Annotated in this window: 9 protein-coding genes; 4 read left to right on the forward strand and 5 right to left on the reverse strand. The window is 71.1% G+C overall.

Annotated features, from left to right (window positions below):
• Window positions 1-55: 55 nt before the first annotated feature.
• Window positions 56-1213 (reverse strand): acyl-CoA dehydrogenase family protein, encoded by a 1158-nt coding sequence (locus H958_RS0102645; protein WP_028057519.1) that lies wholly within the window; start codon window positions 1211-1213, stop codon window positions 56-58.
• Window positions 1210-2223 (reverse strand): zinc-dependent alcohol dehydrogenase family protein, encoded by a 1014-nt coding sequence (locus H958_RS0102650; protein WP_028057520.1) that lies wholly within the window; start codon window positions 2221-2223, stop codon window positions 1210-1212. Before H958_RS0102650 ends, H958_RS0102645 begins: the two co-directional genes overlap by 4 nt.
• 35 nt (window positions 2224-2258) lie before the next feature.
• Between H958_RS0102650 and H958_RS0102655 the strand changes: the two genes are divergently transcribed.
• The 4 genes from H958_RS0102655 (at window position 2259) to H958_RS0102670 (ending at window position 10071) form a co-directional block, all read left to right on the forward strand.
• Window positions 2259-3638: a pyridoxal phosphate-dependent decarboxylase family protein gene (locus H958_RS0102655; RefSeq protein WP_081685529.1), complete on the forward strand. Its 1380-nt coding sequence runs from the start codon at window positions 2259-2261 to the stop codon at window positions 3636-3638.
• A 128-nt stretch (window positions 3639-3766) separates the two neighbouring features.
• Entirely contained in the window at window positions 3767-6130 is a 2364-nt protein-coding gene (locus H958_RS0102660) for a right-handed parallel beta-helix repeat-containing protein (RefSeq protein WP_028057522.1), read from the forward strand.
• Window positions 6127-9117, forward strand: coding sequence for a M14 family metallopeptidase (locus H958_RS34510; RefSeq protein ID WP_037408847.1), 2991 nt, complete (start codon window positions 6127-6129; stop codon window positions 9115-9117). Before H958_RS0102660 ends, H958_RS34510 begins: the two co-directional genes overlap by 4 nt.
• A 348-nt stretch (window positions 9118-9465) precedes the next feature.
• Window positions 9466-10071 (forward strand): winged helix-turn-helix domain-containing protein, encoded by a 606-nt coding sequence (locus H958_RS0102670; RefSeq protein ID WP_156027630.1) that lies wholly within the window; start codon window positions 9466-9468, stop codon window positions 10069-10071.
• A gap of 45 nt (window positions 10072-10116) precedes the next feature.
• Here H958_RS0102670 and H958_RS42650 read toward each other — a convergent pair whose 3' ends face one another.
• The 3 genes from H958_RS42650 to pcaC form a co-directional block, all read right to left on the reverse strand.
• Window positions 10117-13884: a M14 family zinc carboxypeptidase gene (locus H958_RS42650; RefSeq protein ID WP_081685531.1), complete on the reverse strand. Its 3768-nt coding sequence runs from the start codon at window positions 13882-13884 to the stop codon at window positions 10117-10119.
• A 163-nt stretch (window positions 13885-14047) separates the two neighbouring features.
• On the reverse strand, window positions 14048-14851 hold the full coding sequence (locus H958_RS0102680; protein WP_028057524.1) for an IclR family transcriptional regulator domain-containing protein: 804 nt from the start codon (window positions 14849-14851) through the stop codon (window positions 14048-14050).
• Complete coding sequence (gene pcaC, locus H958_RS0102685) at window positions 14848-15219, reverse strand: 4-carboxymuconolactone decarboxylase (protein WP_028057525.1); 372 nt, start codon at window positions 15217-15219, stop codon at window positions 14848-14850. Before pcaC ends, H958_RS0102680 begins: the two co-directional genes overlap by 4 nt.

Raw genomic sequence — 15219 nt, forward strand, 5'->3', positions numbered from 1 at the left:
GGTACGGAATTGGCGGGACAGGCGGGGAGCCAACACCCGGGGGGTACGGCGAGCCCTACCCCGCTATTGCGGGAATGCCCGTGATCTCGCGTCCGACGATCAGCGACTGGATGCTGTCGGTGCCTTCGAACGTGAAGATCGCCTCCATGTCCGCGTGATGGCGCGCGACGTGGTTGGCGAGCAGGATGCCGTTGCCGCCGAGGATGTCGCGTGCGTGGCCGACGATCTCGCGCGCCTTGGCGGCGTGGTTCATCTTCGCCATCGACGCCATCCCCGCCGTCAGCCGTCCGTCCTGGGCGAGCTCGGACAGCCGCAGGCACAGCAGCTGCATCGCCGTGATCTCGGCGAGCATGCGCGAGAGCTTGTCCTGGACGAGCTGGTAGGACGCGATCGGGCGGCCGAACTGCTCGCGCTCGCGCGCGTAGGCGAGCGCCGCCTCGTATGCGCCGAGCGCCAGCCCGAGCGCGCGCCACGCGACCGTGTAGCGCGTGCGGGTCAGCACCTCCGCGACGTCGCGGAAGTTGCGGCACCCGGGCAGCCGGCTCTCGGCCGGCACGCGTACGTCGTGCAGCTCGACGTCGGCCTGCCAGACGGCGCGCAGCGCGGTCTTGCCCTTCATCACGAGCGCGTGGAAGCCGGGCGTCTCCTTCTCCACCAGGTAGCCGCCGACGTGGCCGTCCTCGTCGCGCGCCCACACGATCACGACGTCGGCGATCGAGGCGTTGCCGATCCAGCGCTTGGTGCCGCGCAGCACCCAGGAGTCGCCGTCGCGCCGCGCGCTGGTCTCCAGCCGCACGGCGTCCGAGCCGTGGTCGGGCTCGGTCAGCGCGAACGCGCCGATCGCGTCGAGCGCCGCCATCTCGGGCAGCCAGCGCTGCCGCTGCTCCTCGGACCCGAGCATCGCGATCGACTGCATCGCGAGGTTCGAGTGCACGCCGAAGAACGTGCCGATGCTGCCGTCACAGCGCGCCCACTCCATGCTGACCAGGCCGGCGGCGGTCGCGCTCATCCCGGGACAGCCGTAGCCCTCCACGGTGCCGCCCGCGATCCCGAGCTCGGCGATCTTCGGCACGAGCTCGTGCGGGAACTCGGCGCGCTCCCAGTAGCCGTTGATGATCGGCGCCACCTCGCGGTCGCAGAAGGCGCGCAGCCGGTCGCGGATCTCGCGCTCCTGCGCGGTGAGCTTCTCGTCGAGCAGGTAGAAGTCGGTCATGGCCGCACGACCGTAACGCCCTCCTGCGCGAAGCGCGACATCGAGGCCAGCTCCTCGCCCGCATCCTCGAGCGCGATCGTCTTGGCGACGAGCTCTCCCGGCCGCACGACGCCGGCGCCGACCGCGCGCAGCAGCGCGTCGTAGTGGCGCACCGCCATCCCGTGCACGCCGAGGACGCGCAGCTCGCGCGAGATCACGCGCGCCATCGGGATCGCGACCGCGCGCTCGCCGGCCAGCAGCAGCCCGACCTGCACGTGGCGCCCGCGCCGCCGCAGGCACTCGATCGAGGTCACGCACGTCTCGGCGCTCCCGAGCGCGTCGATCGACACGTGCGCGCCGCCGCCCGTGATGTCGGGGATCGCCTCCACGCCCGCCGGCACCGCACCGAGCTCCCGTGCGCGCGCGAGCTTGCGCTCGTCGATGTCCAGCGCCACCACCTGCGCGCCCGCCGCGACCGCGATCATCACGGCGGCGAGGCCGACGCCGCCGCAGCCGTGCACGGCGACCCACTCGCCGGCGCGCACCTGCGCGTGCACGTGCAGCGCCGCCCACGCGGTCATGAAGCGGCAGCCGAGCGAGGCCGCCTCGTCGAAGCCGAGCGCGTCGGGCAACCGGACGAGATTGAGATCGGCCTGCGGGAGCGCGACGAGCTCGGCGAACGAGCCCCAGATCGTGAAGCCCGGCTGGACGTCGCGCTCGCAGATCTGCGTCTCGCCGTGGCGGCACGGCTCGCAGCGCCCGCAGCCGCAGCAGAACGGCACCGTCACGCGGTCGCCCTCCGAGAAGCCGCGCACCTCCGCACCCGTGGCGGCGACGACGCCGGCGAGCTCGTGGCCCGGCACGTGCGGCAGCGCGATCGACGGATCGTGACCCATCCAGCCGTGCCAGTCGCTGCGGCACACGCCCGTCGCGCGCACCTCGACGACCACACCACCGGGCGCGGGCGCGGGGTCGGGCACCGTCTCGACGGAGAGCGGCTGGGTGAACGCATGCATCACGGCGGCGCGCATCTGCGTATTGTCGCCGCGTGCCCGGATCGGACCCATTGAGCCTTGACCCCGAGGAGCTGCGCCGGCTCGGCTACGGCGTCATCGACCGCCTTGTCGACCACTACGCGACTCTGAGCGCCAAGCCGCCGATGCCGGTGCCGGACCCGGGCTGGTCGGCGGCGTCGGTCCCGCCCTGCCCGGACGGCCCGACGGACCCGGACGCGGCGCTCGACTTCCTCTTCGGCGAGGTGCTCACGCGCGCCCAGTACACGAGCCACCCCCGCTTCTTCGCGCGCATCGGCGCCCCGAGCAATCCGGTCAGCGTGCTCGCCGACCTCGCCGGCGCGGGCGTGAACGTGTTCGCCGGCGGCTGGGTCGGCGGCGCCGGGCCGTCGGCGGTCGAGCTCGCCGTGCTCGACTGGCTGCGCGACTGGATGGGGATGCCAGAGGGCACCGAGGGGGTGCTGGTCAGCGGCGGCTCGGTCGGCACGCTGACGGCGCTGGCGGCGGCCGCTCTCGCGCGCGTGGGCGCGCGATCGCGCGCGACGGGATACTGCTCCGAGCACGCGCACAGCGCCGTCGCCCGCGCGTGGCGAACGCTGGGCTTCGACCCGGACAACCTGCGCGTGCTGGCCGCCGACGAGCACCACCGGCTCCCGCGCGACGCGACGCGCGACACGATCGAGGCCGACCGCTCCGCCGGACTCGAGCCGTTCGTCATCATCGCCACCGCGGGCACGACGAGCACCGGCGCCGTCGACCCGCTGGCCGGGCTCGCCGACCTCGCACGCGCCGCGTCGGTGTGGCTGCACGTCGACGGCGCCTACGGCGCGCCGGCCCGCCTGACACCGGCGGGCCGCGACCTGCTCGCCGGGATCGAGCTCGCCGACTCGCTCGTGCTCGACCCGCACAAGTGGCTCTTCCAGCCCTACGAGGTCGGGTGCGTGCTGATGCGCGAGCCCGGGCTCCTCGAGCGCACGTTCGCGCTCGACGGCGCCTACCTGCGTGACACCGCCACGACCGAGGTGCAGTTCCGCGACCGCGGGCCCCAGCTCACGCGCGGCTCGCGCGCGCTCAAGCTGTGGCTGTCGCTGACCGTCTTCGGGCTCGACGCGTTCCGCGCCGCGATCGCCCGCGGGCTCGAGCTCGCCGAGCTCGCGCAGCGGCTGCTGGAGGAGCGCCCAGGCTGGGAGATCGTGACGCCCGCCCAGCTGGCGATCGTCTGCTTCCGCCGCGTCGCGCCGGGGCTGAGCGACGCCGAGGTCGACGCGCTCAACGACCGCATGGTCGCCGCCGCCGTCGCCGACGGCTTCACCGCGCCGAGCACGACCGTGCTCGGCGGCCGCCCGGTCGCGCGGCTGTGCACGATCAACCCGCGCACCACCGACGAGGACGTCCGGGCGACGATCGAGCGCCTCGAGCAACTGGCCGGCTGAGACATCTCCACGCCCAATCGCTCGACAGACGCACCCGCGAGCGGTAAATAGCGCGGAGAGGGTCGGCGCCGGACGCGCACCTGGGGCGCGCACCGGCGGAGGGGTTGTTCAAGGGGGTTGGTCAAAACGTGACCGGTCGGAGCAGGGCATGCGCCGCGATCATCGCGGCGCTCGGGACGCTTGCCGTCGCGCCGGTGGCGCGCGCGGCGACGTTGACCGTGGACGACGACGGCGTGGAGTGTCCCGCCGCCGGGTTCTCCACGATCCAGAACGCGATCTTCGCCGCCGCCAAGGGCGACACGATCGCGGTCTGTCCCGGAACGTACGTCGAAGGTCCGGGCAGCGTCGGCTCCAACGCGCTGACGATCATCGACGACGTCACCATCAAGGGCGCCGGCGCGGACCTCGTCCGCATCGTCCCGCGCCACACGACGGCGGCCGGCGGTCAGATCGCCGCGAGCACGCCGAACATCCGCGACAACGTCGGCGCGATCGTGATGATCGACGGCGACTCCGAGGATCGCCAGAGCAACGCCGGCAAGACCCACCTCACGAAGGTGGACATCTCCGGCGTGACGATCGACGGCGACGGCGTCTACGCCGAGGCCGGCGTCGTCTTCCGCGACGCGGTCGGCTCCGTCGTCCGCAGCCGCGTGACGAACCTCGTCACGACCGACAAGTCGCTCGACACCCCGCGCCCGGGCGAGTACAAGGGCTCGCCGGACGGGTTCGGCATCGCCCAGGTCACGGCGTCCGGCGCCGTCTTCCCGACCGTGGCGCGCCAGGTCAAGGTCGATCACACGCGCGTCGACAAGTACAACTCGGCCGGCATCCTGGTCGACTCCGCGACCGGTGACGTGCCGCCGCTCACCGCGTCGGGCATCACCAACATCGGCACGATCTCGTCCAACCAGATCGTCGGCCGCAACATCTGCGCCGACTACCAGGTCAACGGCAACTGCCAGTCGCCCGCTCCGGTCCCCGCCACCAACGGCCCGCTGTACGGCCAGGACGGCGTGCGCATCACGGCCGGCGCGATCGGCAACCTGACCAACAACACGATCTCGCAGAACCTCGTCCAGGGCACGGGCTCGGCGGTTCGCAACTCGGCGACCAACAACTCGACCCTGTGGATGGCGGCCGGCGTCCGGATCATCGGCGGCGGCGCCTCGACGATCAGCGCCAGCAACATCGTCGACAACTCCTACGGCGTCTTCAACGCCAAGCTCGACGGCACGACGGCCAACACCGACGTGCCGGTCAAGGCGGAGAACAACTGGTGGGGCCTGCGCTTCGGCGCCGTCACCGCCAACCCGGGCCCGGCGATCTCGCCCGCCACGAACCCGCCCGTGCCGGAGAACCCGGTCAACGGCGCGGGCGTCGCCGACGGGACCGGCACGAGCTCGGATGCCGTCGACTTCTTCCCGTACCGCAACGGCTTCCAGTCGGATCCCGACAGCGGCGAGCTCCCCACGGTCGACGCGCCGCTGCCCGTCAGCGACGCGCCGCCGTCGATCTCGCTGGCCACCGACGCGGGCACCTACCACCGCGGCGCCGCCGTGGTGATGACGGCGAGCCCGGCCGACGACTTCGGCGTCCGCCAGGTGCTGTTCTACGACGGCCCGTGGTTGATCGGCAGCGCCAACCGCCCGCCGTACAAGGTCACCTACAAGCTGCCCGGCGACATCGGCTGCACGACGCGCACGCTGATCGCCGTGGCGTCGGACTCGAGCGGGCAGACGAAGTCCGCCTCCTCGCTGATCGGGATCGACCCGGCCGACTGCGCCGCGCCGACGCCGACCCCGACCCCGACGCCGACGTCGACGGCTGGCCCGGTCACGACCGCGACGGGGACCACGACCGTCGGCGGCGTGGTGACCCCAGGCCCGGGCGTGACGACGGATGAGCCCTTCGTCCGCACGACCACGCCGGCGCCCGCCGTTTCGTTCGGTGCCATGACCGGGTCGATCGCGTCCACGGGCGTGATCGTCAACGTCACGCCGGTGGCCGCCGCGGGCGTCCGCCAGCTCGACGTGTTCCTCGGGACGCGCCGCGTCTGCTCGCTCACCAAGGCGCCGTTCCGCTGCAAGATCGTCCCGAACGGCCGCGACGTCGGCCGCCAGTCGCTGCGCGTCGTCGTGACCGATCTCAACGGCGCCAGCGCCGAGAGCAGCCGCAACGTCGTGGTGCTGCAGTTCAAGCCGAAGGCGCTCAGCGTCTCGGCCACGACTCGCCACTCGCGCACGGTCGTAAGCGGCAAGCTCAAGCTGCCGTCCCAGGTCACCCTCGACGAGGGCTGCGCCAGCGGCTCGGTCAGCCTGATCGTCAAGCGCGGCAGCCGCGTGGTCTCGGACTCGCAGGTGCGCCTGAGCAGCTCGTGCAGCTTCACGAAGCACGTCAGCGGCCGCTCGAAGAGCCGGCTGAGCGTCTCTGCCCGCTTCTCGGGCAACAAGGTCCTAGCCCCCGTCCGCGCCAACCGGAGGTTCTCATGATCCGCCGCTGTGGAGCCGCGCTCCTGCTGGTCGCCGCGGCGCTGGTGGCGGCACCGGGCGCGGCCAAGGCCGACGTCGACCCGGCCGGCTGCACCGACACGCTGCAGTACGACCCGTCGATCCCGAAGTACAGCGACTACATGGGGCTGCCGCTCGGCGGCGGCGCCACCGGAACCGCGTCGCGCCGCCCGACGGCCGACCTCTACAAGTATCTGGACGCGCTCACGCAGGCCACGGCCACCAACCCGCGCGTGCGGATCGTGCAGAAGTTCATGTCCGAGACGGCGCTGCAGGACCCGGCCAATCGGCAGAAGGACAAGCAGGTCTGGTACGCCGTCATCGGCACGCCGGAGAACATCGCCAACCTCGACGCCGGGCGCGCCGACGGCCCGTTCTGGGCCGGCGTCCGCGAGGGCACGGTCTCGGAGGCCGAGGGGCTGGCCGCCGTCCGCGAGCGGCCGGTGTTCGGCTGGGTGACCGCGACGCCGCACGGCAACGAGCCGGCGGCGGGCGAGGCGTCGCTGCGGCTGCTGTACGAGATGGCCGCCCGCATGGACTGCGCGAACGCGCGCCGCCTCGCGAACATGGACACGTTCGTCGCCCCGGTCACCAACCCGAACGGGCGCGACAACAACCAGCGGACGACGGCATGGGGCTTCGACCCCAACCGCGACCGCGGCACGCGCAACAACGTCGAGAACTACGGGTTCACCGACGCGATCTCGAAGTACCCGGGCGTGTTCGTGATCGACGCCCATCAGCAGTCGAGCGGATACTTCTTCCCGCCCAACGAGGATCCGGTCCATCACGAGATCTCGAACTTCGCGCTGGACTTCATCCAGAACGACATCGGCCCGATGCTCCAGCGGATGTTCAACGACCAGTCGTCGAACTACCAGAACTACAACCGCTACGACCTGTTCACGCCCGAGTACGGCGACACCGTCCCTGCGCTGCTCGACGGCGCGGCCGGCATGACGTACGAGAAGGGCTCCAGCGAGAACTACGGCAAGCAGGTCTACGACCACTACCTGGCGATGGACGCGACGGTCAACGTGACGTCCGACCAGAAGGTCCAGCTGCTCACCGACTGGGTCAAGCAGTGGCCCGAGGCGGTCCAGCAGGGCGCGCAGTGCCAGTTGCAGCCGAACAAGCTCGTCAGCCCGCTGCACAACGTCGTCACGCAGCAGCCGGACGTCAACGTCTGCGGCTACTTCTTCAAGCCGGACCTGCACTCGGGCGACGCGGCGAAGCTGATCAAGGACCTGCAGACGGTCGGCGTCGACGTCTACCGGCTCAACACCGACGTCAACGCCGGCGGCGTGCACACGTTCGGGCCTAAGGGCTCGCACCCGGAGACCATGCCCGCGGGGACGATCTGGGTCCCGATGAACCAGGGCAACAAGCACTGGATCCAGGCCATCCTGGGCGAGAACCCATTCATCCCGTTCCCCTACTACTACGACGTGGTGACCTGGTCGTACTCGCTGATGCGCGGCCAGAGCGGCAACGGGTTCCTCACGTCGCCGATGCCCGAAGGCGTCTCGATGACGCCGATCACCGACCCCGACTACGGCAAGGTCGCGAACACCGGCAAGCCGGTCTACGCGTTCAACACCGACTCGGCGGCCGGCATCAGCCTGGCCATCGACCTGCTCGCCAAGGGTGTGTCGGTGTCGCGCTCGGCGGCGGCGTTCGACGCCGCGGGCCGGCACTTCGACAGCGGCACCGCGCTCGCCGACGCGGGCACGCTGGGCGGCGCCGACCTGGCCGCCCTCGCCAAGGCGCGGGAGACGCCGGTCTACGGCATCGACGGCTACCCGGCGCAGCGCTACCCGCTGGCGACGCCGAAGATCGGCCTCTACACCGCCGGCGCGACGGTGCCGACGAACCCGATCGACCGCGGCACCGGCTCGGGTGAATGCCCGAGCGCCTCGACGACGTTCTGCGAGGCGTACTTCGTCCTCACGCAGAAGCAGAAGCTCCCACCGTCGGTCATCAAGCCGGTCACGTCGGCCGACCTGACGGCGGGCCGGCTGGTGAACGAGGGCTTCACCGCGTTCATCCACTCGGGCGTCACCGGCAGCGCGAACACGGTCAACGCCAATGCCATCTCCGGCCCCGCGGCGACCGCGGTGCAGGACTTCGTCAATCGGGGCGGCCGCTTCATCGCCACGACGTCGAGCGGGCTGCTGAGCGCGCGCAACGCGGGCGTCACCGCGGTGAGCTCGGACTCGGTGCCGACGCTCAACACCCCGGGCTCGACGTTCGACGGGCAGTTCGACACGTCGAACCCGCTCGTGTGGGGCTTCGACTCCGGCGGCTGGTTCTATCGCTCGGTGAGCGCCGATCCGCTGTACAACAACAACTCGCTGGCCGGCAACGGGACCACGATCCCGCCCGCCGTCCCGGCGGGCAAGTACCCGGCGCAGATGACCACCAGCTACGGCTACGAGGTCAACGCCACGGCGCCCGGCTCGCTGCCCGGCCGCCCGGCACTGATCGACCAGCCGTTCGGCGCGGGCCACACGTTCCTGTTCGGCTTCAACCCGTTCTTCCGGGCGTGGTCGGACCAGGAGGAGCGCTTCGTGCTCAACGGCGTGCTCTACCCGACCGGCGCGCCGGTCGGCGCGGCGGCCGGGCCCGCCGCGGTGGCCGAGTCCAGGACGGAGCCGGTCGCGGCGCCCGAGGCCCGGGCGGCGCTGCCGCAGGTCAAGCTGCGGCCGATCAAGACCACCACGATCGACCGCGACGTCCGCATCAAGGTCCGCCGCAGCGACGCGGCGAAGCTGCGAGCGGCGGTCAAGAAGGCGCACCTGCCGAAGAAGTGGGCCAAGAAGGTCAAGTGGGTGGGCGCCCGCTCCAGCCTCACGCTCGTGATCAAGGGCGTGCGCACGAGTGACGAGCACACCCGCCAGATGTACGTGAGCCGCATCATCGGCAGGCTGGACGCCGGCGGCGTCCGCGCGCTGCAGGCGCAGCTCTAGCCCGGAAAGGGGGCGGGGAGGGCCGGCCGAGCGCCGGCCCTCCCCGGTTGCTCCAGAGCCGCTCAAACAGCCGATCCTGGCTGTGTCTGGTCAGGACGAGCGGGAGGTCGGCGGGGGTCTCGTCGGGGGGTCCGGGAGGGGCTGCCGACCCGTTGGGCATGACAATGACAGCAGAGTCCCGCCCCCCAGGTCAAGGTGTCTCAAGCAATCGCTGACCGAATCGCGCCGATCGGCGGAAATCCGGCGCGCGGGCACGCCTCCGGACGTCGGAGTTGGCGCGTGAGCGCTCAGGATCGATTCTTGCGTCTCGACGTGTAATCCGGATGACCGCTAGGCTTGCTTCCGACCATGCCCACCAGTACGCAATCCCCGTCCGGTACCCGGACGCGACCACCTGGCGAGACATCAGAGGCGCGAATCGCGAAGGCGCTGGCTCATCCGCTGCGGGCACGCATCCTGCAGCGGCTGGGGGAGCGTGTCGCAAGCCCCGGTGATCTCGCGTTGGAGCTCGGCGCCCCGTTGGGCGTCGTGAGCTATCACGTTCGCATGCTGCGCGACTACGACTGTGTCGAGCTCGTGCGGACCGAGCCGCGCCGCGGCGCGCTGCAGCATTTCTATCGGGCGACGGCGCGGCCGACGCTCGACGAGGATCAGTGGAAGACGCTGCCGTCGAGCCTGCGCAAGGAGCTCTCGGGCGAGACGCTGGCGGAGATCGTCGAGGACATGCGGGCGGCCTCGGAGGCCGGCACGCTCGACGATCCGGAGGTGATCGTGCAGCGCACGCCGCTGGAGCTGGATGAGCGGGCCTTCAAGAAGCTCAACCGGCTGCTGGCGCGCACGCACGAGCAGGCGCTGGCGATCGCGGCCGAGAGCGCCGAGCGTCAGGGCGAGAAGAGCACCGAGGTCTTCCCGACCGAGCTCGCCGTGCTGCATTTCCGGCGCGCCGAGCAGTAGACGGCCAGGGGCCCCGCCGGAATTCCGGCGGGGCCGCCGTGCCGCCTACTTGGCCGTGACCGTGCGGTTGGTCTTGGCCTTGCCCGAGGCGATCTTGATGATCACCTTGGGCGCCTTCTTGAGGCGCTCCGAGGAGCGCAGCTTCATCGTGACCTTGCCCTTGCCGGACCTGGTCGTGACCTTCTTGGTGCCGGCGATGCGGGCGGTGCCGGTCAGCTTCGCCGAGCGGCTGGTCGGCGGGATCGCCGTGATCGTGCAGACGATCGTCTTGCCATTGGCGCTGAGATCGCAGGTGACGCGGACGTCGGGCGTATCGCCCTTGTCGCCCTTCGGGCCGGCGGGACCCGCCGGACCGGTCGCACCGGCGGGGCCGGTCGCGCCGGTGGCACCGGCCGGACCGGCCGGGCCCTGAGCGCCCGCCGGACCCTGAGCGCCCGCGGGACCCTGCGGACCCGGCGAACCCTGCGTGCCCGCCGCCGAGACGGTGAGCTCCTCCGACGTGGCGTCGGCCTTGCCGAGGTTGTTCTCGACCGTGATGCGGCACGAGATCCGGCGGCCGATGTCACCGTTCACGGGCATGTAGGTGCTCGTGGTCGCGCCGCCGATCGCGGTGCCGTTGCGCAGCCACTCCACGAGCGTGGAGTTGAACGGCCCGTTGGCGAAGCCGCCGCTCGTGCAGGTCAGCGTCGAGCCCACGGCGGGGATGCCGCCGAGGGTCGGCGGGTTGACCGGCTCCGGCGGCTTGACCGCGACGGCCGCGTTCGTCACGCGGACGTTGAGCGGCGCCGACGTCGAGACGTTGCCGGCCTTGTCGACGGCCTTCGCCGTCAGCACGATCGTCTGTCCGACGGCCGAGGCCGGCGGCGTGTAGCGGAACTGGAACGGATAGACCGGAACGGTCTGGACCAGTGCGCCGTTGGCGTAGAGGCTGACCTGCTTCATGTCGCCGCGCTCGTCATAGGCGGTGAGCTCGGCCTCGACCGGATCCGACGGCGTCGCCGTGAACCCGTCCTGCGGGTACTTCCAGCCGACGATCGTCGGCGTCGTCGTATCGGGCGCCGCCGGCAGCAGGTACGCCAGGCTGCGCTTGAGCAGCTCGACGCGGGTCGCCTCGTCGACCTGCTCGAGGCCGAACCCGAACGCGACCGAGTCGCGCGTCGAGATGATCGCCCCGCCGCCCGTCGTCAGCGGCGTGGCGGTGTTGTAATCGGCCTGGACGGTCTCCGCCCGCAGCGGCTCGTTGCTCGAGCCCCACGCGCGCAGCCGGGTCGGGATCTTCGCCAGCGGCAACGCGCTGCCATCGGTCGCCTGGTTCGGGTCGTTGCCCGCGGCCTGGTCGATCACGATCGGCGGCATGCCGTCGAAGATGCCGCCGGTCTTCGCGCCGACGGGCAGGTTCGCGATGTCCGGGTTCGTGGCGTTCGCGGCGGTGCTGAGCGACAGGCCGATGCCGGACTGGTAGCCCACGACGCCGAGGTAGTTCTGCCACGTGTCGTTCGACGTGCCGCGCGAGCGCTGGAACGCCGTGCCCGCGACGTCGTCGTCGCCGCCGTTGTTCGGCGGGTAGTTGAAGCCCCACAGCTGGTCGGGGGACCACGTGAAGGGGCCGGTCGCCGACAGGCTCGAGCCGTTGGACGTGAACGTCTGGTGGACGTTGCGGCCGTCGACGATGAGCTTGCCGCCCTCGTTCTGGTAGTCGCGCAGCTCGAGCATCACGTGATGCGCCCAGCCGGCCATCTCGCGCCCGCCGGACTGCGCGGTGGCGCTGGTCATGTGGCGCGGCTCGGCGTTGTCGCTGAGCAGCTCCGGCGCGAAGTCGTCGCCGGAGTAGTAGTCGACCGCATCGAAATGCGAGAGCACGCCGAGGAAGGTCGGGTACTTGGTCTGCGGCGCCGGGTTGGAGTTCGGCGTTCCGCCGCCGGCGGGCGGGTTGTCGATGTCGTAGGTCTCGACCTCGTAGCCCGCGGCCTCGAGCGCCGCCTTGTGCTGCGCCAGGTAGCGCGGCCCGTTGGCGTAGCCGGGCTTGACGTTCGGCGAGACGCCGGTGTAGTCCTCGGCCGCGACCACCAGGACGCGCTTCTTGGCCGTGTCCTGCTGGACCGAGGCGACACGGTAGTTGAACTCCTGCTGCAGGCCGCCGGCGAGGATGACGACGTTGACGACGTCGCCGACCCCGATCGTGTGCGTGCCGATGACCGCCGGGATTGTCGCCCGGCGGCGCTCGAAGTACACGCCCGGCGCCTCGCCGTAGCGCTCGCCCGCGGGCGCGGCCGACATCGGCAGCGTCGTGTTCGCGGTGCTGGTGCCGCCGTTGGCGTTGCGGTAGCTGACCGTCGCGCGGACGTTGGCGGCGCCGAGCTCCTTGCGGATGATCGCCTCGATCACCTGCGGCGTGCCGTAGGAGACGCCGAACGTCTTGGCGTCGATGTCGCGCGTGGCCTTGACCTGGTACTGGCTCGGGTCGTTCTCGAAGTTGCGCGGACGACCCAGGTTCGGCAGCGACTTCACGACGTTGAGCGCGAAGAACAGGTTCTTCTCGAACACCGCCGCGACCTTGCTCTCGTCGTCGGGCGACGCGAACTGGTTGCAGCCCTGGGGCTCGCCCATCGTCGCGCAGGTGTCCATCTCCGGCGTCCAGCCGATCACGCCGTAGTTCAGGTAGGCGTTGTCGATCGTGTCGCCGTTGGACTCATAGAGGTCCGACGAGCGCTGCGGCTGGTACGGGAAGACGGCGCTGTCGCCGTCGGTGCCCGTGATCGCGTTGAACAGCGTCGCGTCCGGCGGGGCGTAGTCGGTCGTGTTGGAGACCGGCGTCAGCAGCAGCTGGCCGGCGGAGTGGTAGTTGATGTTCGCCTTGAACTTGACGCGGCGCAGGAGCCGGTCGAAGGCGAGGTCCTCGGGCTCCGAGAGCGCGTACGGGCCGCGGTAGGTCTCTGAGGAGAAGCTGTTGCTCGCGCCCTCCTCGTCGATGGCGCGCTTGGCCGGGTAGTTGCGGTTCGGGTCGACGCCGTCCTGGTTGTCGCCGTAGACGCCGTTGTTGTTGTTGTCGCGCAGCGTCTTGCGCCAGAAGCGGTTGTCGTCCGCGGTCCGGACGCGGTAGTCGCACGGCTCGGTGGCCGTGCCCTGACCGCACGTGAACGTGAAGTCGTAGCCGTCCGGGTTCTGGATCGGCAGGAACCAGATCTCGCGCGTCTTGATCAGCGCGCGGATCTCCGCGTCGTTCTTGTGCTGCGCGAACCAGCCGGGCAGGCGGCGGCCCATCTCCGCGGCGATCCATTCGCGCGCGTGGTTGACGGCCGAGAAGAGGATGGCGTCGCGCGTGCCGTCGGGCACGGTGCGAGCGTTCTCGGTCATCTTGATCGCCATGATCGGCTTGCCGAGCGTCGTGGTGCCGATCTGCTCGAGCTTCATCACGTCCGGGTTGGCGTCCGCGATGGCCTTCATCTCGTCCTTGATGCCGCCCGGCTCCATGTAGGAGCGATAGACGTTGAAGTACTGGTTCGGACTATTCCCCAGTGCCTTCGACTTCGCGACCGGCTTGTCGATGGCGAGCGCGGAGAGATCGACCCCGTCGCTCTCCAGCGCGGCCTTCTGCTTTTCGGTGGCGATGATCTGGACCTCGCGACTCCCGGTGGCGCTCGGGTTGACGATCGCCTCCTCGAGGTCGAAGCCCTGATCCTTGAGATCCGCGGCCTGCGCCTGCGTGACCTCGGCCGAGTACGGCTGTCCCTTGTCAGCGGCCCAGCCGGCCGCCGGTACCGCGAGACACGCCGCTAGTGCGGCGCACAGCACTGCTGGTGCGCGTGAGCGCATATATGCAACCCCTCCGTTTGAGACGGGAAATGCCTCCCACCCCAAGGGAGGCCGGGCGATTGCATCTCAGGCGTGACAGGATCGCAACGATCCCGCCGTGGACTTCTCTCAACGAGCCTTCATGCCGGAGTACCGGATCTCTCCTCCGGCGCGCCGGAAACGTTCAGCGTGCGCCGGCCGAGCGCCCGGACGACGAGGCCACCCGCAGGTCGGCCTCGATCCGCGCGGCGGTGTCCAGCAGCGGCGGCAGCAGCGTCTCGCGGACCGAGTCCCGGCTCGCCCGGCTGGCATGGGCCGAGACGTTGACGGCGGCGATCACCGCGCCGCTGCGATCGCGGATCGGGGCGGCGATCGAGCGCAGGCCCTCCTCGAGCTCCTGGTCCACGAGCGCCCAGCCCTGGGCGCGGACGGTGTCCAGCTCGGCGCGCAGCGCGTCCGGCGTGTCGAGCGTGTGGCTGGTGAGCCGGCGCAGGTCGGCGCGCTCGAGGTAGGCGGCGAGCTCGTCCTCCGGCAGGCCGGCGAGCTGGACGCGCCCCATCGAGGTGGCGTACGCGGGGAAGCGCGTGCCGACGTTGATCGCGACGCGCATGATCCGCGACGTGGGCACGCGCGCGACGTAGACGATGTCGTCGCCGTCGAGCACCGACACCGAGGAGGACTCGCGCACCTCGGCGACCAGCCGCTCGAGGTGCGGCTCGGCGACCTCGGGCAGCGTCAGCGCCGAGAGGTACGCGTAGCCCAGCTCCAGCACGCGCGCCGACAGCGCGAAGCGCCGCCCGTCGCTGTGCACGTAGCCGAGGTCGGTCAGCGTGAGCAGGAAGCGCCGCGCGGCGGCGCGCGTGAGGCCGGTCGAGCGCGCGACGTCGCTCAGCGTCAGCTCCGGGTTCTCGGCGTCGAACGCGCGGATGACGGCCAGTCCGCGCTCCAGCGACTGCACGAAGTGCGCGCCGCGCGGCTCTTCGGTCATAGCTCGTCCAGCGTCCTCTGCGCGATCGCGAACGCGCTGTTGCCCGCGGGCACGCCGGCGTAGACCGACGTGTGGATCAGGACCTCGCGGATCTCGTCCGGCGTCAGTCCGTTGCGGATCGCCGCGCGCACGTGCATCGGGATCTCGTTCTCGGCGCGCAGCGCGGTGAGGACCGCGAGCGTGATCATGCTGCGCTCCCGGCGCTCCAGGCCCTCACGCGTCCACGCCTCGCCCCACGCGGCGCGCGTGATGAACTCCTGGAAGGGGCGGCTGAAATCGGTCGCGTTCGCCGCCGCGCGGTCGACGTGCGCGTCGCCGAGCACCTCGCGCCGCACCTTCATGCCGGCCTCGTAGCGCGGATCGTCCAT

The sequence above is a fragment of the Candidatus Solirubrobacter pratensis genome (genome assembly GCF_000425945.1).
In the GTDB taxonomy this organism is placed as follows: domain Bacteria; phylum Actinomycetota; class Thermoleophilia; order Solirubrobacterales; family Solirubrobacteraceae; genus Solirubrobacter; species Solirubrobacter pratensis.